Below are 21,403 nucleotides of genomic sequence, written 5' to 3' on the forward strand. Positions count from 1 at the left end.
ACCTGGCGTTAGGAGAATTCACAATGGTCAGGGGCGCGACGTCGGGCACTCGGGCGCAGGCGCTACGGTTACCGCATGTCTACGAACCTGTCCGACGGTGATCTGCTGGTCCGTTTGGAGCCCGCGGTCGAAGAGAATCTACGACGCCACATCGAGGCAGCGAGCGATTGGCACCCCCATGACCTCGCGCCGTTCGACGACGGCAAGAATTTCGCGTTCCTCGGTGGCGAGGACTGGTCGCCCGAGCAGTCGCATCTCAGCGATGTCGAAATCCTGTCCGCCACGGTCGGCGTGCTGGTGGCCGACAACCTGCCTGCGTACCACCGCGAACTGGCCCACGCGCTCACCGGCCTCGGTGCCTGGTGGAAGTGGACCGGCCGATGGACGTCGGAGGAGAACCGGCAGTCGATAGTGTTGCGCAACTTCCTGGTGCTCACCCGCGCAGTCGATCCGGTCGCCCTGGAGCGGGTACGGATGGAGCACATGACGCTCGGATACGATGCGCCCAGTCAGCATCTGCTCGACATCCTGGCGCATTTCGCCATCGAGGAGGCCGCTGCCGCCCTGCGTAACCGCAACACCATCGCTCTCGGCAAGGATCCGGTGTTGGCCACCATCCTCGGCAAGATCGCCGACGACGACGCCCTGCAGTCGACGTTCTACGCCAATATTCTGAACGAGGCCTTCGCCGTGGTTCCCGATCAGGCCGCCCGCGCCATCGCAGACCGGATCAACGGATTCAAGATTCCCGAGGTCGACCTGCCGGACCGCGGCAGCAGCACCGCCGCTCTCGCCGAAGCCGGAATCTACGACGCCGATCAGGAACGCGAGAAGGTGTTCAAGCCGCTGCTCGCGGGCTGGAAGATCTTCGATCGCACCGATCTGGGCGAGGACGGCCTGAAGGCACGCGAGGAACTCGCTCACCTCGCCTGAGGTTCGGCCCCTTTCGAAAGCGTGAATGGTCCATTGCACACGTCTCGGCGGTGCAATGGACCATTCACGCGTTCAGGGGTTCGGCGGGCGAACGGGAAAGCTAGTCCTTGACCTTCGCCATGGCGAGGACGTCGAGGCGCTTGTCGAGTTCGGCTTCGCTGAGCTTGTCGCCGATCAGTCCGCGGTCGATGACCGTCTGACGGATCGTCTTCTTCTCCTTCAGTGCCTGCTTGGCGACTGCGGCGGCTTCCTCGTAGCCGATCGCGGAGTTCAGCGGCGTCACGATGGACGGCGAGGACTCGGCGAGGGTCTTGAGGTGCTCGACGTTGGCTTCGAGGCCGACGACGCACTTGTCGGCGAACAGTACCGAGACGTTGGCGAGCAGCTTGAACGACTCGAGGACGTTGCGCGCCATCATCGGGATGTAGACGTTGAGCTCGAATGCGCCCGACGCGCCACCGAATGCGACTGCGGCGTCGTTGCCGATGACCTGAGCCGCGACCTGCGTAACAGCTTCGGGCAGAACGGGATTGACCTTGCCGGGCATGATGGAGCTGCCGGGCTGCAGGTCGGGGAGGGCGATCTCGCCGAGTCCGGTGAGCGGTCCCGATCCCATCCAGCGAATGTCGTTGGCAATCTTGGTCAGTGAGACCGCGATGGTGCGCAGTGCGCCCGAGGCCTCGACGAGTCCGTCGCGTGCGGCCTGCGCCTCGAACGAATCCTTGGCGGCGGTCAGTGCGTCGATGCCGGTCGACTCGACCAGTGCTGCAACGACTTTCGGGCCGAAGCCGTCGGGTGCGTTGAGTCCGGTGCCGACGGCGGTGCCGCCGATGGGGAGTTCACCGAGCCGCGGCAGGGTGGCCTCGACGCGTTCGATGCCGGCTTCGATCTGACGGGCGTAACCGCCGAATTCCTGACCGAGGGTGACCGGAACGGCGTCCATGAGGTGGGTGCGGCCGGACTTGACGACGTGCTTCCACTCCGTTGCCTTGGTCACGAGAGCCTCGTGGAGGTGACGCAGTGCGGGCACGAGCGACGTCACGGCTGCCTCGGTGGCGGCGACGTGAGTGGCCGTCGGGAACGTGTCGTTGGAGGACTGCGACATGTTCACGTGGTCGTTGGGGTGCACCTCGACGCCTGCCGCCTTGGCGATCGACGCGATGACCTCGTTGGCGTTCATGTTCGAGCTGGTGCCCGAGCCGGTCTGGAAGACGTCGATCGGGAACTGGTCGTCGTGCTTGCCGTCGGCGATCTCGGTTGCGGCGGCGATGATCGCGTCGGCCAGCGTGCCGTCGAGCAGACCGAGGTCTTTGTTGACCTGCGCGCAGGCTGCTTTGAGCAGGCCCATCGCGCGAATCTGAGTGCGCTCGAGCGGACGGCCCGAGATGGGGAAGTTCTCCACGGCACGCTGTGTCTGGGCACGCCAGAGCGCATCGATGGGAACGCGAACCTCTCCCATCGTGTCGTGCTCGATCCGGAACTGCTGTTCGTTCTCTGTCATTGACCTCTTGCCTCGGTAGGGGAGCGGAAACTTCGTCGAGCGGACGGTCAGAAGGACGGGATGGCGCCGGAGGTGTCGCCGTCGAAGTCGATGGTCGAGTACTCCTTGAGCTTGTTGAGCTGGTGGTACGCGTCGATCATGCGGACGGTGCCGGACTTCGAGCGCATCACGATGGACTGCGTGTGTGCACCGCCGCCCGAGTATCGGACGCCCTGGAGCAGGTCGCCGTCGGTGACGCCGGTCGCGGTGAAGAAGACGTTCTCGCCCGAGACCAGATCTTCGGTGGACAGGACGCGATCGAGATCGTGTCCGGCGTCGATCGCCTTCTGGCGTTCGTCGTCGTCGGTCGGAGCCAGCATGCCCTGGTGCACGCCGCCCATGCAGCGCATCGCGGCCGCCGCGATGATGCCTTCGGGAGTTCCGCCGGTGCCCATGAGGATGTCGATGGGGGAGGTGGGTCGGGCGGCGGCGATGGCACCTGCGACGTCGCCGTCGGAGATCAGACGAATGCGAGCGCCGGTGTCGCGCACCTGCTGGATCAGTTCGGCGTGCCGGGGTCGGTCGAGGATGCACACCGTGACGTCGGAGGAGGATCCCTTCTTGATCTTGGCGACGCGCGCGATGTTCTCCGCGACCGGTGCGGTGATGTCGATGACGTCGGCGAAGTCGGGTCCGACGGCGATCTTCTTCATGTAGAAGACGGCGGACGGATCGAACATGGCACCGCGCTCGGCGACCGCGAGAACGGAGATGGCGTTGGGCATGCCCTTGGCCATCAGCGTTGTGCCGTCGACAGGATCGACGGCGAAGTCGACCTCGGGGCCGTTGCCGTTGCCGACCTGTTCGCCGTTGTAGAGCATCGGCGCTTCGTCCTTCTCGCCCTCGCCGATGACGACGACGCCGCGCATCGAGACCGAGCTGACCAACTGACGCATGGCGTCGACTGCTGCTCCGTCGCCACCTTCCTTGTCGCCGCGACCGACCCAGCGACCCGAGGCGAGCGCACCGGCCTCGGTGACGCGTACGAGTTCGAGTGCGAGGTTGCGATCTGGCGCCATGGCGCGAGTGGACTCGGTGCTGGCCGTCATCGGTTTGTAGCCTCCTGGTTGGTGGGGTGTTACCCAGGCGCGATTATCTCACTTCTGTGATGCCCGCGGTGGGGTCGGGTCGTCTGTGAGGCACGCGCCGACCGAGCACTGCTGCGCAGAGGGGATACTGGTGAGGTGGCGAACAGCAAACCCCGGATTCTCAACAACAGCCGCGACATGGTGTGGTCGCTCATACCGCTGGTCATCGCATGTTTGCTGATCGCCGGTATTGCCAGTCAGTGCTCGCTGAGCCCCGGTGGGCCCAAGCAGGGCCCCATCCCCAACTTCGACATCGACACCGCGCTGCAGTACGACGCGTCCGAAATCGGCTTTCCGGTGCGCAATCCGGCTGTTCCCGAGGATTGGACCCCCAACTCGGGCAGTCGTCCGACGATCGCAGGCGACAACGGCGGACCGGTGTCGACTGTCGGATACATCACCGGATCGGGTGCGTATCTGCAGCTGACCCAGACCAGCGCCGTCGAGGAAGTGTTGGTTCCCTTCGTCGCCGGCGAGGAGACGGTGTACGCGTCGGGCACACAGAACGTGTCGGGTCGGGACTGGGTCGTCTACGGCGAGGAGGGCTCGCGAAAGTACTGGGTCTCGGACTTCGGTGACGTGCGAATCCTGCTGGGCGGTACTGCAGGCATCGAGGACTTCACCACGCTGGCCGAGTCCCTCGAGGTGACCGAACCGCTCACGCCCTAGCTGTGCTTCTCGGTACTCGCGAGCGCGGTCTCGATCCGCTTGCGGGCACCGGCGAGCTGCTCCTCGCAGCGTGTGGCCAGCTGCTCTCCCCGCTCCCACAGGGCCAGGGAGGCGTCGAGATCGAGCCCGCCCTGTTCGAGGATCTTCACCACGCCCACCAATTCGTCGCGGGCCTCCTCGTAGCCCAGTTCCGATACCGGCTTGTCGTTCTCGCTCATGCGTACTCCTTCTGTCATTTGACTCGCCCCATGACTGCGGCGGTGACGGCACCGTCGGCCACGCGCACTCTGATCTGTGTACCCGGTGGCGCGTCCTCGACCGAACGCAGAACCTCGGGATCCGAACCCGCGACCACCCGCTGTACGACGGCATAGCCTCGAGCAAGTGTGGCAGCAGGCCCCAGCGTCGACAGCCTGGCCCGCAGATGTTCGACGAGCGTGTCCTGTGTGGTGAGTTCGCGCTGTACGTCGCGTCGGGCCGCATCGAGCAGCCGCCGAATCTCCTCGCGACGCTGCTCGAGTGCGGCCAGTGGGTCCGCCAGCACCGGTCGGTGTCGAAGCATGTCCAGGCCGCGTGCCTCGCGCTCGACCCAATTGCGCAGCGCTGCAGCACTTCTCGACTTCAATTCCGAGACGAGAGCTTGTTCGGCGACGGCGTCGGGCACCACGAGTTTGGCGGCATCGGTAGGGGTTGCGGCCCGCAGGTCGGCCACGTGATCGCTGAGCGGGCTGTCGGGCTCGTGGCCGATGGCACTGACGATCGGCGTGGTGGCGCGAGAGATGGCGCGGCACAGGGCCTCGTCGGAGAACGGCAGCAGATCCTCGACGCTACCGCCGCCTCGGGCGAGGATGATGACGTCGACGGCGGGGTCGTCGTTCAGCTCCTTCAGGGCGTCCAGAATCGCCGGCACCGATTGCGGACCCTGAACAGGTGTGTTGCGAACCTCGAAGCGGACCGCGGGCCAACGCCTCTGCGCGACGGTGAGCACGTCCTTCTCGGCTGCGCTGGCGCGTGCGGTGATCAGGCCGATGGTGCCCGGCAGGAACGGCAGCGGACGTTTCAGGCGCGGGTCGAACAATCCTTCCGCGGCGAGCAGGGCTCTGAGTCGTTCGATGCGAGCCAGCAGTTCGCCGACGCCCACCGCGCGAATGTCCGTGGCGCGCAGCGAGATCGTTCCCCTGCCGGTGAAGAACGATAGCTTTCCGTAGAGGATGACGCGGGCACCCTCGGTCAGCGGAACGGGTGAACGATCGAGCAACTGCGGCGAACACGTCACCGACAGCGACATGTCGGCCGACGGATCGCGCAGTGTCAGAAAAGCCGTTCTGGTGCCGGGGCGAGCGTTGATCTGGGTGAGCTGCCCCTCCACCCAGATGGAGCCGAGCTTGTCGATCCAGCCGGCGACCTTCATGGCGACGGTACGCACCGGCCATGGCTGTTCGGCGGTGCTCGCGCCTGGTTGGGTGGGACCGGACTGAGTAGGGGGAGTGCTCACTTGGCCTTGGCGGTGGTGATGCGGTTGGCGAGCATCGTCTGGAACGGTGCGCGGGAGAGCGTGTCGTTCTCGTACTCGAGCAGGGTTTCGAGGTCCTCGATCGAGAGTGTGCGCAGGCGCGCGCGCAGCTGCGCCAGGGCGAGGGTGTCGAAGTCGATCATCTCGACGATCTCGGGCTTGTCGGCGGAGGGAGCGCGCTTGGCCGAGGTGTCCTGGACCGGCTCGTCCAGCGGAGGCGTCGAGTACAGAGCGAAGCGGCCGTTCGCAGCGACGGGCTCGGCCACGGGGGCGTCGGGCACATCGACGTCGTCGGTGATGACAGCGGCGTCGAATCTCGACTCGGTGTCGAAGGTCTCGTCTCCGTCGTCGTCGAAGCTGGCCCAGGCGGGCTGCTCCTCGGTCGGGGTCCCGATGACCGGCAGGGTCGCGATGATCAGATCGCCCTTGATGGCCAGCGCCGTCACCTGCTGCTGGAATCGCATGCCACGCGCCAGTGCCTCGCTGACGACCGTCATCGGCAGCATCAGGGCGGAACCGGGAAGCTTGCGAGCCTCTTCCACGACGGTCACGGCGACGCCTGCAGCCACGCGCGCTGCAAAGGGGACTCGAGTCATGTGCACCAGACTGCCCGAAACCGTGAACTTTGGGTAGCCGACAGGCGGTACGACCCACTCCAGCCGGGGCTCGAGGTCACGGAAACGAGGTAGCCGCGCTCGGTGCACGTATCCTGATAAGTATGTCTTCGGCTGTTCCACTGAATCTTGGTATTGCACAGTCCGCCGGTACGGGTGCGTCCTCGTACGCTGGGGGTAAGCGAGTGCTGCTCGCGGAGCCGCGGGGCTACTGCGCGGGTGTCGATCGTGCGGTCGAGACCGTCGAGAAGGCGCTCGAACAGCACGGTGCGCCGGTGTACGTGCGTAAGGAGATCGTGCACAACCGGCATGTGGTCGAGACGCTGTCCGATCGCGGCGCGGTGTTCGTGGAGGAAACCGACGAGGTTCCCGAGGGATCGCTGCTGGTGTTCTCCGCGCACGGTGTCTCACCTGCCGTACACACCTCTGCGGCCGAGCGAAACCTGCGCACGATCGACGCCACCTGCCCCTTGGTGACCAAGGTGCACCAGGAAGCCAAGCGCTTCGCCCGAGACGACTACGACATCCTGCTCATCGGCCACGAAGGTCACGAGGAGGTCGAGGGCACCGCAGGTGAGGCTCCCGAGCACATTCAGCTGGTCGACGGGCCCGAATCGGTCGACAACGTCACCGTTCGAGACGAGAACAAGGTCATCTGGCTGTCCCAGACCACGCTGAGTGTCGACGAGACGATGCTGACGGTCGCGAAACTGCGCGAGCGCTTCCCGACGCTGCAGGACCCGCCCAGCGACGACATCTGCTACGCCACACAGAACCGTCAGGTCGCCGTGAAAGCGATGGCACCGGAATGCGATCTGGTGATCGTCGTCGGCTCCAAGAACTCCTCCAACTCGGTGCGGTTGGTCGAGGTCGCGCTCGGTGCGGGTGCGCGAGCGAGCTACCTCGTCGACTACGCCAAGGAAATCGACCTGGCCTGGCTCGACGGGGTCGAGACGATCGGTATCACCTCGGGTGCATCCGTACCGGAGATCCTGGTGCAGGGCGTCATCGAACTGTTCGCCGAGCACGGCTACGCAGACGTGCAGCCGGTCACCACCGCCAACGAGACCCTGGTGTTCTCTCTGCCCCGAGAGTTGCGTCCCGCTCGCTAGAAGCGACGTCAGCGAAAAGTCGACGCCTCGTATCGGAAACCTGCGCAGGAGCAGGAACCGATACGGGGCGTTCGTTCGTGTTCGGGCTAGTCGCTGTGGCGGTCGCGGTAGCGAACCCGCGGAACCGGATGCGGAGGAATGTCGTCCCGGTGCGGGGTGGGTAGAGCGTGATTGCCCTGGCCGTCCTCTGCGGGCGAACCGGGTGCCGAGGAAGCGTTCGTCCGAGGAGTCACGACGGGCCTGGCTCCGGTGCTGTACGGATCGGCAACTTCGCGAGGAGCGTGAACCCGGGCCGAGCGCTCGCGACGAGGTTCGGTCGAATACCGGGGCTCTGCCGAGAAACGAGGCTCGGACGGTTGCGGTCGCTGTGCCTCACGGGACTGTCCCTGCGGATACTGCGTTCGCGGGTACTCGGGCTTCTGGTATTCGGGCTTGTAGTCCTGCCGAGGTGAGTCGGTGGCGGCGTATCGAGTCTGTGGTGCCGACGCGGCCGATCGTCGTGGGCTCGAACTCGAGCGAGGTTCGGTGTCGGGCCGCGGGCGAGAATCGGTGTTTCTGCGACCGACGTACGGCCCGGGCACGATGTCGGTGGCCTCGGCCGCGGAGTCGGTGCTGCGATCGGCTGCGGCTGCGCGCCTGCGGGATCGTTCCGGGCGCTCGTCCTGTGCCCGACGCTGGGCTCTGGTCGCCTTGTCGTCGCCGGGCTTGCGGCTGCGTCGAACAGTGCCCTCGGTCTTCTGGCTTCGTCGAAGGGTGGGGGCATGCGTGTTCTGGCGTTTGAGCACGATGCGCAGGACTCCGAGTCCGACGGCGACCACGGTGCCGAGCAGCATCAGCGGAAACCGGTTGACCAGCGGAATGGCAACGTTGAGGATGATGTCCTTGAGGCTGGTGCCTGCGTTGTCGGTGAAGTACTGGTACGACAGCGGCACGGCCACGAACAGGATCAGTGGGGCTTGCACCATCGCCGTGAACAGTCCGCGGAAGCGGACCAGAAGGACGCCGGCGATGCAGCCGAGGATGTACATGAACGCGAACGCACCGGTCAGCTCGGTACCGCGTGCGGCATCGATCAGAAATCCGAGAAAAGTCAGTCCCGCGGCGATCGCGACGGCACCCCATGCGGGAACGCCGGGCAGGGTCGCGAGGATGGATCGGTGATCCAGCGGTACCCCGGAGCGGGCACGTTGGGAGGTAGACACCCCCCGAGGTTAGCCGTTGTTCAGCCGACTGCATCGCTGACATGACCGAAGTCGTGCCGGTAGCGGGACGAATCGGACAGTTTGGGACGCTCGTCCACTCGGGCGATGTCCACCGGCTCGGCGTCGAACAGTTCGAGCTCGTGCAGCTTTCTCGCCGTCACGCTCACCCGGGTGTCGACCGACCCGACGGTGGAATTGAAGGACTCGACGGCCTTGCCGAGGTGGGCACCGAGCTTGTCCAGGTGCGTCGAGACGACACCGATCCGCGTGTACAGCTCACGTCCCAACTGCTGGATGCGCGCGGCGTCCTCGGCCAGTGACTCCTGCTTCCACGTGTAGGCGACGGTGCGCAGCAGAGCGACCAGGGTGGTCGGGGTGGCCAGGATCACGTTCCGGCCGAAGGCGTACTCGAGCAGACCGGTGTCCGATGTCAGGGCCGCGTCGAGAAACGGGTCGCCGGGAACGAACAGCACGACGAACTCCGGCGTCGGCTCGAACGCCTGCCAGTACGCCTTGTCGGCCAACTGGTCGATGTGGGTTCGCAGTTGCTTGGCGTGGCGTCGCAGATTCTTCTCCCGCGCGCCGGGATCCTCGTCCTGGGCGGCGTCGAGATACGCCGCGAACGGCACCTTGGCGTCGACGACGATCTGGCGTCCGCCGGCGAGACGAACGATCATGTCGGGTCTGATGCCGTCCTTGCTGACCTGAGTGTCGAAATCGCAGTGCTTGAGCATGCCTGCCAGCTCGACGACTCGCTCGAGTTGGATCTCGCCCCACCGGCCCCGGATCTGCGGTGCGCGCAGGGCGGTGACCAGCTGACCGGTCTGGGTGGACAGATGCATCGATGCACGGTGCATACCGGTGACCTGCTCCGACAGTCCCGCGTACGCCCGGATGCGATTGTGCTCGACCTGCCGGACGTGCTCGGAGAGCGCATCGACGGCGTCGTGCAACGGCTCGACCAGGTGCGAGACCTGTTGGCCGATCACGGTCGAATTGCGTCGAGCCGAGTCCTCGTTGACCGCACTCAGTGACTGCCGAAGCATGCCCTCGTGCTCGCGCAGCGCGGCCAGTTGGGCCTCGGCTCGTACGGCGCGATCGCCCATCCGCGAGGCGTGCAACAACCAGCCGACGACCGCGCCGATACCGAGTGCGACGAGCAGTCCGAACGCGGTGAGAATGTTCATGGGGCAGATGATGCAGGACGGTACCGACAACTTCGGTTCTCGATGGCTGTGGACCGCAGCTCACGTCCGACAGGCCGACGAGCCTCGAATAGTTTGTCGGTGCTTGCCGATAGCGTCGAACGCATGAGAATTCTGCACACCTCGGACTGGCACATCGGTCGCACCTTTCACGGTGTCGACCTGTTGGCCGATCAGGGCGCTGTGCTGAGGTCCATCGCGGAACTGGTTGCGGCACAATCGATCGATGTGGTGGTGGTGCCGGGCGACATCTACGACCGCGCTGTTCCCAGTGCCGATGCCGTCCTGGTCTGCAACCGCGGACTGGAGGCCATCCGCGCGGCCGGTGCCGTGATCGTCGCGACGTCGGGAAATCACGATTCACCCGCTCGACTGGGCGCAGGCGCGGCCTTCGCGTCGGCAGGAGGGCTGCATCTGATGACGCGGGTGGGCGATGTCGCCACCCCGGTCGTCATCGACGACGAGCACGGGTGCGTTGCGTTCTACGGCATTCCGTATCTCGAGCCCGAAACCACTCGCGTCGAACTCGACGTTCCCACTGCGCGTACTCATGCCGACGTTCTCGGTGCCGCGATGGATCGGGTGCGCGGCGACCTCGCGACGAGAAGCGAGGCAGGGCAATGCGTTCGCTCGGTCGTGCTCGCCCACGCTTTCATCGTCGGCGGTGAAGCGACCGGATCGGAGCGGTCGATCTCTTCCGGCGGTATCGAGACCGCGCCTGCGTCGGCGTTCGACGGGGTCGACTACGTGGCGCTCGGACATCTGCATTCGCCCCAGACCCTCACCGACCGGGTGCGGTACTCCGGTTCGCCGCTGCCCTATTCGTTCGGCGAGCGGTCGCACCACAAAGCGGTATGGATCGTAGATCTCGATGCCGACGGGCTCGGCACTGTCGAGCGAATGGATCTGCCGGTGGTCCGCGGCCTCGCCCGCATCGAAGGAACGCTCGAGGAATTGACCACGGACACAGCGTATTGCGAGTTCGAGGATCACTACGTCTCCGCCGTGCTCACCGACGAGGTGCGACCGGTCGACGCAATGCGCTTGCTGCAGCAGCGTTTCCCGCACGCGATCCACCTGGAATGGCGTCGGCCGGAGGGATCCGGCGAGCTTCGCTACCGCGACCGTGTGCGCGGCCGCAGCGATCTCGACATCGCCACCTCCTTCGTGACGGACATGCGCAGCGTGCCGACGGCCGCGGAGTCCGCGCTCATGTCCCGCGCTCTGGCCTCCGTGCAACGGGAGACCGAGGCCACCCGCGGGTCGGCCACCACGGCCGACCGCGGTGCTGCATGAGGCTGCATTCACTCGAGATCACCGCCTTCGGCCCCTTCGCGGGCACGGAGACGGTGGACTTCGATGCGCTGGGGGCCGACGGGCTGTTTCTGTTGCACGGTCACACCGGAGCCGGCAAGACGACGGTTCTCGACGCCGTGGCGTTCGCGCTGTACGGAACGGTGCCCGGAGCTCGTCGCGAGGGCAAGCGGCTGCTGTCCGATCACGCGGCCAAGGGTGCGGTGCCACAGGTCACGTTGGAAGCGACCCTCGGTGGGCGGCGGATCAGAATTGTGCGCAGTCCGGAATTCCTGCGGCCCAAGCTGCGAAGTACGGGTACCACCAAGCAACACGCCAAGGCCAGTCTCACCTGGCTCGACGGCCGCGGGCAGAACCTCACCCGGCTCAGCGAGATCGGTGATGCCGTCAACGCGCTGCTCGGGATGAGTGCCGACCAGTTCTTTCAGGTGGTGCTGCTGCCGCAGGGTGAGTTCGCGCGGTTCCTCCGAGCCGACAGCGACGAACGCGGGAACCTGCTCGAAAGACTCTTCGACACAGGCAGATTCGGTGATGTCGAGGAGTGGTTCGCGCAGCGTCGCCGGGAGCTTGCCGCCGAACTCGCCGACGCTCACCACGCCATCGACATCATGCTCGGCCGGGTGTCGCAGGCATCGGGTGTGCCCGAGCCCGCAGGCGAGGACGGCGAACAGCCGGACCCCCTCGAATGGGCGGCCGACGTCCTCTACGAAGCCCGGCAGAATCGGACCCTCGCGCAAGGTCGAGCGGTGCTGATCGACGCGGCTGCTCGGCGTGCGTCGGCAGCGCTGACGAAGGCCACCGCCGTTGTAGATCTGCAGCGTCGACGCGCTCTCGCCGAGGGGCAACTCGTGCAGTATCGGGAGGGCGAGACGGTGCGAGCAGCGCGCAGAATCGAGCTCGCCGATTCCGCGGCCGCCGGGCCGATCGCGGACACTGCTGCAGACCTCCGTCTCGCACGACTGGCGACCGACGCCGCAACGTCCGCACTCGTGGCGGCGGAGCATGCCCTCCCGTCGACGGCGGAGGGCCGACGCTTCCACGCTGCACTGCACTGGCCACCGGCACCGGCGGATCCGTCGGCCGAGCGCACGGTCGTCGCACAGTTCGTGCGTGACTGGACCACCGATGTCGCGCGGTTGCAGTCGCTGCTCGGTCTGGCCCGAGAAGCCGACCGACTCGACGGCACCCTCGCCGACTGTCGTGCGCAGCAACGCACCACCGCAGCGGCGATCGAACGCACCGTGCAGTCGCAGGCGTCGATGCCAGAGAAGATCGGAGCGGTCGAATCTCGGGTGGCACGAGCATCCTCGGCGGAGGCAGAGTTGCCGGGTCTCGAGGAGCGATGCGATCGTGCCCGCGCGGCGGCCGAGTCCGCCCTCGCCCTGGTGCGCACACGCGCGACTCTGGCCGAGGCGGAGCGGGCGCGCGACAGCGCCAGAGCAGCGCACAACACGGCCTGGGCGCACCTGCTCGATCTCCGTGAGCGACGCATCGACGGGATGGCGGCCGAGCTGGCGGCTCGTCTGGGGGCGGGGGAGCCGTGCGTCGTGTGCGGATCGGAGGTGCACCCGCATCCCGCTGCCGCGTCGACGTCGACGGTGACCAAGGCGCAGGAAGACAAGGCCGCCGCCGCGGAACGCAAGGCTGCTGCTGCGCTCGAACAAGCGGTCGCGGTCGTCGCAGAAGCGCAACGCGGCGTGGACCTGCTGCACGATCGCACCGGAGGGGAGTCCGCTGCGGAACTGACCCGGATTCTCGATGCCGCGACCACCGCAGTGCAGGACGCTCGTGCGCGTGCGGCCGATGTCGAACCCGCAACCGCGGAACTGCATCGGCTGCGGAGCGAGTCGGACGCGCTGACGGTCAGGCTCCACGACCTCGTCGCCTCGCGCAGTGCCGTCGACGAACGCATCTCGGCCACCGAGAAATCGCTGACGCAGATGCGAGCGTCGGTCGCCGAGGAAGTGAACGAGGGCGCGTCGCTGGTGGACCGAATCGCGGAGCGGGAAGCCTTGATCGACGGTGCCCGGCGAATTCAGGAGGCGCGTATCGCCTGGCTCGACGCCACTGCGCGGGCCGATGAGCTCACAGCCGAACTGGACCGGCGAGTGCAGGCGTCGAGCTTCGAGTCCGTCGGCGCGGCAGCCGGGGCAGTACTGGCCGCGGACCGCGTCGAGCAGATCGAGACCGAACTGCGCACCGCCGAGGAGGCGCGCGCACATGCCGAGCACGTGTTGCGCGAGCCCGCCATCGTGGACGTGGCCGGCCGGCCGCCGGTGGATCTGGAACCGCTGGCACATGCGTGTTCCGAGCTGGACGAGAAGGTCAGGGCCGCTGCTGCCGAAGTGGCCGAATGCCGAAGGCGCGCAGACGATCTGGAACGACTGATCACCGAACTGTTCACCGCCGCCCAGGCCATCGCGCCACAACGCGCCGAGTTCGACGAACTGGCGAACCTGGCGGACGTCGTGGCAGGCCGGGGGCAGAATGCTCGCAAGATGTCGTTGCGCTCGTACGTCCTCGCGTCCCGACTCGAGGACGTCGCCGAGTCCGCATCCGCGAGGCTGCGTCGAATGTCTTCGGGGCGTTACGAATTCGTGCACTCCGACGAGGCAGGCGTCCGTGGCAAACGGGGCGGTCTCGGACTGGACATCAGGGACGACTACACCGGCGTCGTGCGCTCGGCGAAGACACTGTCGGGCGGTGAGGCGTTCCTCGCGTCGCTCTCGCTCGCCTTGGGCCTGGCCGATGTGGTGGCCGCCGAATCCGGAGGTGTCGTCCTCGACACGATGTTCATCGACGAAGGATTCGGCACGCTCGACGCCGACACCCTCGAATCGGTGATGTCGGTTCTCGACGAACTACGTGCGGGCGGACGCGTCGTCGGCGTGGTCAGCCATGTCGACGAGATGCGTCAGCGCATTCCCAGCCGCCTCTACGTCAAGCGGGAGCGCACCGGATCGACACTTCAGGTCGTCGCGTCCTGACCCGACGCAGGTTTGTCGGACTTCGACTCGTCCTCGTCGTCCAGACCGGCCTGCTCCTCGGTCAACCCCTCGGGCGGCGGAATTTCGTCCTCGAGTTCGTCCTGGTCCGGTTCGTTCGAGCGGGCGTCGATCTGCTCGGACAGGTACCTGATCAGCACGGCAGCCACCGCGGCAGCCGGGACGGCGAGGAATGCGCCGATGATGCCGAACAGTGAGCTACCTCCGGTCACGGCCAGCAGCACTATCGCCGGGTGCAGGTTCATGCTGCGACTCTGCAGGATCGGTTGCAGCACATTGCCTTCCAGCTGCTGTACCGCGACGATGATGGCGAGCACGATCAGTGCAGTGGTCAGCCCGTTCGCAACCAGGGCCACCAGAACGGCGAGAGCGCCCGCCACGAACGCACCGACGATCGGGATGAAGCCACCGATGAACGTCAGGGTCGCCAGCACCAGCGCCAGCGGAACACCGAGAATGACCAGTCCCAGACCGATGAAGAAGGCGTCGATGAAACTGACGATGGCCTGAGTTCGGATGAACCCGCCGAGGGTCGCCCACATCCGTGAGAGCACCTCGCCCAGATGGCGTCCGGCGCGGCCACCGGAGAATCCGTGCAACCACGGCAGGAACTTCGGCCCGTCCTTGACGAAGAAGAACGTCAGTACCAACACCAGCGCCAGGGTCACCAACAGTGAGCCCGCAGCGGATACGCCGGTGAACACGCCGGTGGCGATGACCTCGCCGCTGTCCTGCAGCCGCGCAACGATGGCCGATACGGCCGAGTCGATCTGGTCGTCGCCGATGTTCAGCGGCGGACCCTTCAACCAGTCCTGAACCTGTGCGATACCGCCCGATGCCTGGTCGACCAACTCCGGTGCCTGCTCGGCGACCGACGGAACGATCAGAGTGATGATGCCGCCGATGACGACGAAGAACACCACGAGCGACACCGATGCGGCCAGAGCGGGAGGAAATCCCAGACGCATCATCAGCTTGGCCGGCGGCCACAGCACCGTCGCGACGATCACGGCGAGCAGGACCGGCAGCAGAATCACCCAGAGGTGCCCGATCAGCCAGCCCAACACCCACGCCCCGGCTGCGATGGAAATGAGGATCAGCGACCATTTGGCCAACCACACACCGCCGACCCCGATGAGGTCACCGCGGTCATTGCCGGACGTCTCGGACTTCGACGTCTTACCGGGAACTGCCGATTCGGTCACTGTGGGGTCCTCACATTCGGCGGGTGGCGGTTCGTGAAGAACCATAACGTCCGGCGTACTCAGCCTGTATGTCACCGCCATCGGACGACCCGTCGACGAGACGTGCTCAGGCAGCCTCGTGTGCCAACAACCACTTCTTCACCGGCAGCCCCCACCGGAAACCGCCGAGCGCCCCGCCTATTCGAACCACCCGGTGGCACGGCACGAACAGCGCGGCGGCATTGCGCGCGCACGCCGACGCAGCACCGCGAATCGCTGCCGGTCTTCCGGACAGTTCGGCGAACTCGGAGTAGGTCACCGGTGCGCCTGGCTCGACGGTGCGCAGTACTCCCCAGGCGTGCATGAGAAATTCGCCGGATCGTTGCGCGACGGCAACGGAGTCGATGACGGTCAGCTCACCGCGGTGATAGTTCTCCACGGCGCGCGTCACGTCACCGAGATCGGCCACCCTGCGCACGGTGTCGGGTCGCATCGTCGGGTGGATCAGGACGCGGAGTTCTTCGACATCGGCGGTCCACCCGGAGGCGAGGACGCGCTGATCGTCGTCGACGATGGTGCTGAACGGCCCGATCGGAGTGTCCTGGGTGGCGGCGGTGGCAGTCATGGCTGTCTTCTTTCCAGTGCGGTGATCCACAGGTGCATCGAGACGTACGAACGCCACGGAGCCCAGCGGGCAGAGTTGTTCAACGAGATGCCGAGTGCCTGAGCACCTTGGCGGACGACGAGATCGGTATCGAGCAGAACATCGGGATCGCCGAGTAGTCGCATCACGACGTACCGGGCGGTCCAGGGTCCGATCCCTTTGAGCGCGAGCAGCTCTCGCTCCAGTTCGGGCCCTTCTCGCGCGGGATGCAGCACGACGGTTCCCGACGCGATGGCGTCGGCGACGCGGATGACGGTCTGCACCCGGGCGGCAGGTCCGGTGAGAACTTCGTGGCCCCGTTCGGCGATGACGGCAGGCTCGGGAAACAACCTGGTGACGGTTCCGTTGCCGAGATCGAGTGGCGCACCGAGAGCATCGACGAGTCGGGCGGTGTGGGTGGCCGCAGCCTTGAGCGAGATCTGTTGTCCGATCACGGTGCGCAGCAACATCTCTGCGCCGTCGACCACTCCGAGGGCACGGATGCCCGGGTGGGCGTCGACGCTCGGTGCCAGCTGCGGATCCGTGCGCAGGGCGTCGTCGACGGCGAGTGGATCGGCGTCGAGATCGAGCAGGTGGCGAATCCGAGCGACGGCCGGGGCAAGATCGCGCATGTCCTGCAATGTCACTGCGGCGCTGACGAATCCGACCATCACACGCAACGCCACGAGCCCGGCGGCATGCGGCAGGCGCAGCGATCGCACGTATTCGCCGTCCTCGGAGAAGGATTCGATGCCCTCGACCACGTGGCCCCGCAGGAACCACTCGATCCAGCCGCGATCCAGCGGCGGGCGGTACGGCAAGCGCAGGGTGACCGTTCCACCCGCGGTCGCAACGGCCGTGCGGTGTGCTTCTCTGCGCAGTGTCGACGGATCGACGGCGAAGACTTCTTTGATGGTGTCGTTGAATTGCCGAACGCTGGAGAAGCCGGCCGCGAAGGCGACGTCGGCCATCGACATGTCGGTGGTCTGAATCAGGGTGCGGGCGGTGTGGGCGCGGTGCGCGCGGGCCAATGCCAGCGGTCCTGCACCGACTTCGGCCGTCAGCACGCGGGTCAACTGACGGGTCGAGTAACCGAGGGTGCTGGCGAGGCCGTCGACGCCACCACGTTCGACGGCTCCGTCGGAGATCAGTCGCATGGCACGAGAACTGAGGTCCGAGTGGATGTTCCAGCGTGGGGAACCGGGGGTGGCGTCGGGCTGGCAGCGGCGGCAGGCTCGGTAGCCGGATTGTTGCGCCGCCGCTGCGGTGGCCATGAACGAGACGTTGCCGGGCTTGGGTGTGCGGGCCGGGCAGGAGGGTCGGCAGTAGATGCCGGTGGTGGAGACGGCGGTGAAGAACTGGCCGTCGAACCGTGCGTCGCGCGAGGAGACCGCGCGATAACACCGATCGAAGTCCAGTTCTTGCACCTGCCGTTCGCTGCTCATGCACCTACTGTGTCAGCGTGGACGCGTCGGTGCTAGCGGAAATCGGACATCACCGTGTCAGCAGCAGCGTGCCCCCGGGTTTCGGTCCGCCTCCGCGTGCCGATCCTTCCAGTACTGCCGCACGGTCGGCGGTTCCTGACCGGGGTGGTGGCGGGCCAGATGGGCGACGTATCGGTCGTAATCGTGGTCGCCCATCACCGAGGTGATCCACCACCACAGCCCGCGCATCTAGTGCGCCGATCCGGGGCGACGGACGGTGCCCGCGTCGATCAGCTCGTCCCATTCGGCCTGGATCTTCTTCTCGGCCGGGGTGAGGACGAAACCGGTGGGACCGAAGATCTTAGACGGCACCTCGGGCTCCTCGTTGTCGGGCAGGTTGTCTCCCCGAACGGCCTTGATGCACACCCACACTCCGGCGAACACGACCACCAGGACGAGTGCCGCGAAGATGATCGACAGCGTGCCCTGAATGAAGGTGTTGCGGATGACGGCGTCGATGGCCTCGGGTGTCTTGGCGCTACCGAACTCGCTCAGGCCCTGCGCCTTGGCGTCGCGGAACTGCGAGTGCTGCGTCCAGTAGCCGATGGCCGGGATGGAGGAGAAGATCTTCTGGTACGACGCCGTCATGGTGACGATGAGGTCCCAGGCGAGTGGAACTCCGGGGATCCAGGCCCACTTGTAGAGGCCACGCTTGACCACGATGACGAGTACCACCGTCAGTGCGATGGCGGCCAGCAGTTGGTTCGCGATACCGAACAGCGGGAACAGGGTGTTGATTCCGCCCAGTGGATCGGTGACACCCATGAGAAGGATTGCGCCCCAGGCTGCGACAACGATCAGCGAGCAGATCCAGGCACCGGGACGCCACGACGGATCCTTGAACTTCTTGGCCGATGCGCCGGGCAGGTTGCCGATGCTGTCGGAGAGCATGAAGCGTGCGACGCGGGTGCCGGCATCGACCGTGGTGAGGATGAACAGTGCCTCGAACATGATCGCGAAGTGATACCAGAACGACTTGAGCGATTCGCCGCCGAACACCTGGTGCAGCACCTCGGACATGCCGAACGCGAGTGTCGGTGCGCCGCCGGTGCGGGAGATGATCGATTCCTCGCCCACATCGGCTGCGGCCTGGCTCAATTCGGCAGGGGTGATGTCTCCGCCGCTCAGTCCCAATCCGTTGACGTAGGGAGCTGCAGCCTCGGGAGTGCCGCCGGTCAACGTCGCCGGTGCGTTCAATGCGAAGTAGATGTGCTGATCGAGGACGCACGCCGTGATCAGAGCCATGATGGCGACGAACGACTCGGTGAGCATGCCGCCGTAGCCGATCATGCGCATCTGCTTTTCCTTCTCCAGCAGCTTCGGCGTGGTGCCGGAGGAGATCAGAGCGTGGAAGCCGGACAGTGCGCCGCAGGCGATGGTGATGAACAGGAACGGGAACAGGGACCCTGCGAATGCCGGCCCGTTGCCCTCGGTGGCGAAGCTGGTCATCGCGGGCATCTGAATCTCGGGACGCGCGATGAGGATGCCGACGGCCAGTAGGGCGATGGTGCCGACCTTCATGAACGTCGACAGGTAGTCGCGCGGGGCGAGCAGCAGCCATACCGGCAGGATGCAGGCGAGCAGACCGTAGCCGATCAGCAGCCAGGCGACGGTCACCTTGGAGAGGGTGAACCAGTCGGTGCCCCAATCGGTTTCGGCAACCCAACCGCCGGCCACGATGGCGAGCAGCAACAGGACGACGCCGATGAGCGAGACCTCGGTGACGTTGCCCGGCCGCAGGAAGCGTAGGTAGACACCCATGAACAGTGCGATCGGAATGGTCAGCGCGATGGAGAAGACACCCCACGGGCTTTCGGCGAGTGCGTTGACGACGACCAGGGCGAGCACCGCGATGAGGATGATCATGATGACGAACACCGCGACCAGGGCGGCGGTGCCGCCCACTACTCCGAGTTCGTCGCGGGCCATCTGGCCGAGGCTGCGGCCGTGGCGTCGCGTCGAGATCCACAGCACCAGGAAATCCTGTACGGCACCGGCGAACACGACGCCGATGATGATCCACATGGTGCCCGGGAGGTAACCCATCTGAGCGGCGAGGACGGGTCCGACGAGCGGGCCTGCTCCGGCGATCGCGGCGAAGTGGTGGCCGAACAGCACCCGACGGTCCGTCGGCATGTAGTCCTTGCCGTTCTCCAGAATCTCGGCGGGGGTGGCGCGGTCGTCGCGTGGAAAGACGATCTTGCGTTCGATCAGCCTGGCGTAGAAGCGAAAGGCGAAGATGTAGGTACACACCGCGGCGATGACGAACCAGACGGCGTTGGGATTCTCTCCGCGGACGATCGCGATGATCGTCCACGCAACACCGCCGAGAAGGCCGATGGCGACGAGCATGAGGCGCTTGATCGGGGTCATCGGATGTGACTCGACGACGCCGACGGGCGGCAGATCGGGATCTGTCTTCAGCAATTCGACGTGTGGTTCGTCGGCCGCTTTCAGTGACATGTGTGGGGTCTCCAGGCTCGCAGGTGTGACTGCGATCACCCTATGTCCGGCGCGGGCGCACGTCCTCGAATCGGCGCATCGCCGTGCGCCCGGCGGTCGCTGGAGTGCGACGAGCGGCAACAGTCCCGACGGCGCGTGCCGATCAGCCGCCGAGGGCGTCGTCGACGGCTCTGGCGCTGAGCACCTGATCCAGCACCAGCGCGGCGCTACCGATGACTCCGGAGAGGTCGCCATGGGTGGTGGCCTGGATGGTGAGGGCCTTGGTGGCCAGTGCGGTGGCGTTGCCGTAGACGGTTTCACGCAGCCCGGCGACGAAGATGTCGTAGGCGTTCGCCATGTCGCCGCCGATGATGAGTACCTCGGGGTTGAGCAGGTTCACGGCCCCGGCCAGAGTTTCGCCGATGTGGCGACCGCTGTCGCGGATGAGTCTGCGTGCCTCGGGGTCGCCGCTCACCGCGAGGTCGACGACGCCGCGGACGTGGCCGACTTCGCGGCCCTGTTCGTTGAGTGCGCGCACCAGCGCCCAGCCGCCTGCGATGGCTTCGAGGCAGCCGCTGTCGCCGCATCGGCAGGCGACACCTGCTGCGGCTGCGGTCTTGGTGTGGCCGAATTCGCCTGCAGCCCCCAGTGATCCGCGTTGCAGCGCGCCGCCTGCCACGATCCCGGCTCCGAGACCCGTCGAGGCCTTGACCAACAGGGCGTTCTGGAAGCGATCTCTGTTGTCGCGACGTTCGGCGAGGACCATCGCGTTGGCGTCGTTGTCGAGAAACACCGGAGCCGACGTCGTATCGGCGAAGAACGGGGCCAGCGGCACCCCGTCCCAGCCGTGCATGATCGGCGAGTCCAGGCTGCACCCTCGGTCGGTGTCGGCGGTGCCGGGGATGGACAGCCCGACCCCGAGGATGCGGTGGCCGGTTCGGTGCGATTCGTCGAGCAGTGCCTGCAGTCGCTTGGTGATCTGCGGCATCAGTTCGTCCGGGCCGACGCCGATCTCCTGGTCGACGGTGTCGCTCGCGAGCAACTCGCCGCCGAGGGTGAAGACGCCCAGCTGGGAGCGGCTGCGTCCGATCGCGGCGGCGAGCACGACTCCGGCGTCGATGTCGAACGACAGTCTCGCCGGAGGCCTGCCGCCGGTCGAGTGCGTGTCCTCGGTTTCGATGACCAGGCCGAGGCCGGTGAGCGCGGCGACGCGGGACGCGACGGCAGACCGTGACAGTCCGGTGATCCGGCCGAGCTCGGCCCGGGTATCAGCTTCTCCATCGCGGACCAGAGCGAAAACCTCGCCTGCCGTCGCAGGTGGAGCGCTCAGGCGCGGCATCGACATAGACGCCATTCAACCAACTGGCAACTTCTACGGCAACAACCCAAGACGTGCCACTTATAACTTCGAAAAGCATAAGTTGGGTTGTCGATCGACCTAAGCGGCCTTAAGGT

At 66.2% G+C, this 21,403-nt stretch carries 18 protein-coding genes; 5 read left to right on the forward strand and 13 right to left on the reverse strand.

Annotated features, from left to right (window positions below):
• Positions 1-75: 75 nt before the first annotated feature.
• Positions 76-933: an acyl-ACP desaturase gene (locus tag CH276_RS21690; RefSeq protein WP_032394029.1), complete on the forward strand. Its 858-nt coding sequence runs from the start codon at positions 76-78 to the stop codon at positions 931-933.
• 100 nt (positions 934-1,033) lie between these two features.
• Here CH276_RS21690 and CH276_RS21695 read toward each other — a convergent pair whose 3' ends face one another.
• Both CH276_RS21695 and glpX read right to left on the reverse strand, forming a co-directional pair.
• Complete coding sequence (locus CH276_RS21695; protein ID WP_032394030.1) at positions 1,034-2,434, reverse strand: class II fumarate hydratase; 1,401 nt, start codon at positions 2,432-2,434, stop codon at positions 1,034-1,036.
• Positions 2,435-2,481: 47 nt separating this feature from the next.
• Entirely contained in the window at positions 2,482-3,522 is a 1,041-nt protein-coding gene (glpX, locus tag CH276_RS21700) for a class II fructose-bisphosphatase (protein WP_032394031.1), read from the reverse strand.
• A gap of 135 nt (positions 3,523-3,657) precedes the next feature.
• On the opposite strand from glpX, the gene CH276_RS21705 reads away from it, so the two are divergent.
• Positions 3,658-4,230 carry a DUF4245 domain-containing protein gene (locus CH276_RS21705; protein WP_094629552.1) on the forward strand — a complete coding sequence of 191 codons (573 nt, stop codon included), beginning with the start codon at positions 3,658-3,660 and terminating at the stop codon, positions 4,228-4,230.
• Here CH276_RS21705 and CH276_RS21710 read toward each other — a convergent pair.
• Genes CH276_RS21710 through CH276_RS21720 form a run of 3 tightly spaced genes read right to left on the reverse strand, consistent with a single transcriptional unit; the run spans position 4,227 to position 6,339 of the window.
• Positions 4,227-4,448 (reverse strand): exodeoxyribonuclease VII small subunit, encoded by a 222-nt coding sequence (locus CH276_RS21710; RefSeq protein WP_032394033.1) that lies wholly within the window; start codon positions 4,446-4,448, stop codon positions 4,227-4,229. The genes CH276_RS21705 and CH276_RS21710 overlap by 4 nt on opposite strands.
• Positions 4,449-4,462: 14 nt before the next feature.
• The gene (gene xseA, locus CH276_RS21715; protein WP_045199124.1) at positions 4,463-5,725 is read right to left on the reverse strand and encodes an exodeoxyribonuclease VII large subunit; all 1,263 of its coding nucleotides are present in this window, start codon (positions 5,723-5,725) and stop codon (positions 4,463-4,465) included.
• A complete protein-coding gene (locus CH276_RS21720; protein ID WP_094629553.1) occupies positions 5,722-6,339 on the reverse strand; it encodes a lipid droplet-associated protein in 618 nt (205 codons plus the stop codon). The genes xseA and CH276_RS21720 overlap by 4 nt, the downstream gene beginning before the upstream one ends.
• A 122-nt stretch (positions 6,340-6,461) precedes the next feature.
• On the opposite strand from CH276_RS21720, the gene CH276_RS21725 reads away from it, so the two are divergent.
• A complete protein-coding gene (locus CH276_RS21725; RefSeq protein ID WP_045199125.1) occupies positions 6,462-7,469 on the forward strand; it encodes a 4-hydroxy-3-methylbut-2-enyl diphosphate reductase in 1,008 nt (335 codons plus the stop codon).
• A gap of 86 nt (positions 7,470-7,555) precedes the next feature.
• On the opposite strand, the gene CH276_RS21730 is transcribed toward CH276_RS21725, so the two are convergent.
• Both CH276_RS21730 and CH276_RS21735 read right to left on the reverse strand, forming a co-directional pair.
• The gene (locus tag CH276_RS21730; RefSeq protein ID WP_176459374.1) at positions 7,556-8,671 is read right to left on the reverse strand and encodes a DUF6542 domain-containing protein; all 1,116 of its coding nucleotides are present in this window, start codon (positions 8,669-8,671) and stop codon (positions 7,556-7,558) included.
• A gap of 20 nt (positions 8,672-8,691) precedes the next feature.
• Positions 8,692-9,858: a DNA recombination protein RmuC gene (locus tag CH276_RS21735; protein ID WP_032394037.1), complete on the reverse strand. Its 1,167-nt coding sequence runs from the start codon at positions 9,856-9,858 to the stop codon at positions 8,692-8,694.
• Positions 9,859-9,981: 123 nt separating this feature from the next.
• On the opposite strand from CH276_RS21735, the gene CH276_RS21740 reads away from it, so the two are divergent.
• Positions 9,982-11,172, forward strand: coding sequence for an exonuclease SbcCD subunit D (locus CH276_RS21740; RefSeq protein ID WP_094629554.1), 1,191 nt, complete (start codon positions 9,982-9,984; stop codon positions 11,170-11,172).
• A complete protein-coding gene (locus CH276_RS21745; RefSeq protein WP_094629555.1) occupies positions 11,169-14,177 on the forward strand; it encodes an AAA family ATPase in 3,009 nt (1,002 codons plus the stop codon). The genes CH276_RS21740 and CH276_RS21745 overlap by 4 nt, the downstream gene beginning before the upstream one ends.
• On the opposite strand, the gene CH276_RS21750 is transcribed toward CH276_RS21745, so the two are convergent.
• The 6 genes from CH276_RS21750 to CH276_RS21775 all read right to left on the reverse strand — a co-directional run bounded on the left by CH276_RS21750 (position 14,159) and on the right by CH276_RS21775 (position 21,293).
• Complete coding sequence (locus CH276_RS21750) at positions 14,159-15,400, reverse strand: AI-2E family transporter (protein WP_045201053.1); 1,242 nt, start codon at positions 15,398-15,400, stop codon at positions 14,159-14,161. The two genes, CH276_RS21745 and CH276_RS21750, sit on opposite strands and share 19 nt — an antisense overlap.
• A gap of 106 nt (positions 15,401-15,506) precedes the next feature.
• A complete protein-coding gene (locus CH276_RS21755; protein ID WP_045199133.1) occupies positions 15,507-16,004 on the reverse strand; it encodes a methylated-DNA--[protein]-cysteine S-methyltransferase in 498 nt (165 codons plus the stop codon).
• Positions 16,001-17,467 (reverse strand): AlkA N-terminal domain-containing protein, encoded by a 1,467-nt coding sequence (locus tag CH276_RS21760; RefSeq protein ID WP_094629556.1) that lies wholly within the window; start codon positions 17,465-17,467, stop codon positions 16,001-16,003. Before CH276_RS21760 ends, CH276_RS21755 begins: the two co-directional genes overlap by 4 nt.
• Positions 17,468-17,524: 57 nt before the next feature.
• Positions 17,525-17,695 carry a YbdD/YjiX family protein gene (locus CH276_RS21765; protein WP_072692145.1) on the reverse strand — a complete coding sequence of 57 codons (171 nt, stop codon included), beginning with the start codon at positions 17,693-17,695 and terminating at the stop codon, positions 17,525-17,527.
• Entirely contained in the window at positions 17,696-19,969 is a 2,274-nt protein-coding gene (locus CH276_RS21770; protein WP_094629692.1) for a carbon starvation CstA family protein, read from the reverse strand. It abuts the gene before it with no gap.
• 142 nt (positions 19,970-20,111) lie between these two features.
• Positions 20,112-21,293, reverse strand: coding sequence for an ROK family transcriptional regulator (locus tag CH276_RS21775; RefSeq protein WP_094629557.1), 1,182 nt, complete (start codon positions 21,291-21,293; stop codon positions 20,112-20,114).
• Positions 21,294-21,403: the final 110 nt, after the last annotated feature.

Source organism: Rhodococcus sp. 06-470-2 (genome assembly GCF_002258235.1).
Taxonomy (GTDB): domain Bacteria; phylum Actinomycetota; class Actinomycetes; order Mycobacteriales; family Mycobacteriaceae; genus Rhodococcoides.

Excerpts from the sequence above, each read along its gene's own strand:
- CH276_RS21755 (WP_045199133.1), bottom strand. The coding sequence starts at position 16,004 with ATGACTGCCACCGCCGCCACCCAGGACACTCCGATCGGGCCGTTCAGC.
- CH276_RS21720 (WP_094629553.1), bottom strand. The coding sequence starts at position 6,339 with ATGACTCGAGTCCCCTTTGCAGCGCGCGTGGCTGCAGGCGTCGCCGTG.
- CH276_RS21695 (WP_032394030.1), bottom strand. The coding sequence starts at position 2,434 with ATGACAGAGAACGAACAGCAGTTCCGGATCGAGCACGACACGATGGGA.
- CH276_RS21770 (WP_094629692.1), bottom strand. The coding sequence starts at position 19,969 with ATGTCACTGAAAGCGGCCGACGAACCACACGTCGAATTGCTGAAGACA.
- CH276_RS21725 (WP_045199125.1), top strand. The coding sequence starts at position 6,462 with ATGTCTTCGGCTGTTCCACTGAATCTTGGTATTGCACAGTCCGCCGGT.
- CH276_RS21765 (WP_072692145.1), bottom strand. The coding sequence starts at position 17,695 with ATGCGCGGGCTGTGGTGGTGGATCACCTCGGTGATGGGCGACCACGAT.
- CH276_RS21735 (WP_032394037.1), bottom strand. The coding sequence starts at position 9,858 with ATGAACATTCTCACCGCGTTCGGACTGCTCGTCGCACTCGGTATCGGC.
- CH276_RS21775 (WP_094629557.1), bottom strand. The coding sequence starts at position 21,293 with ATGTCGATGCCGCGCCTGAGCGCTCCACCTGCGACGGCAGGCGAGGTT.
- CH276_RS21745 (WP_094629555.1), top strand. The coding sequence starts at position 11,169 with ATGAGGCTGCATTCACTCGAGATCACCGCCTTCGGCCCCTTCGCGGGC.
- CH276_RS21690 (WP_032394029.1), top strand. The coding sequence starts at position 76 with ATGTCTACGAACCTGTCCGACGGTGATCTGCTGGTCCGTTTGGAGCCC.
- glpX (WP_032394031.1), bottom strand. The coding sequence starts at position 3,522 with ATGACGGCCAGCACCGAGTCCACTCGCGCCATGGCGCCAGATCGCAAC.
- CH276_RS21740 (WP_094629554.1), top strand. The coding sequence starts at position 9,982 with ATGAGAATTCTGCACACCTCGGACTGGCACATCGGTCGCACCTTTCAC.
- CH276_RS21760 (WP_094629556.1), bottom strand. The coding sequence starts at position 17,467 with ATGAGCAGCGAACGGCAGGTGCAAGAACTGGACTTCGATCGGTGTTAT.
- CH276_RS21710 (WP_032394033.1), bottom strand. The coding sequence starts at position 4,448 with ATGAGCGAGAACGACAAGCCGGTATCGGAACTGGGCTACGAGGAGGCC.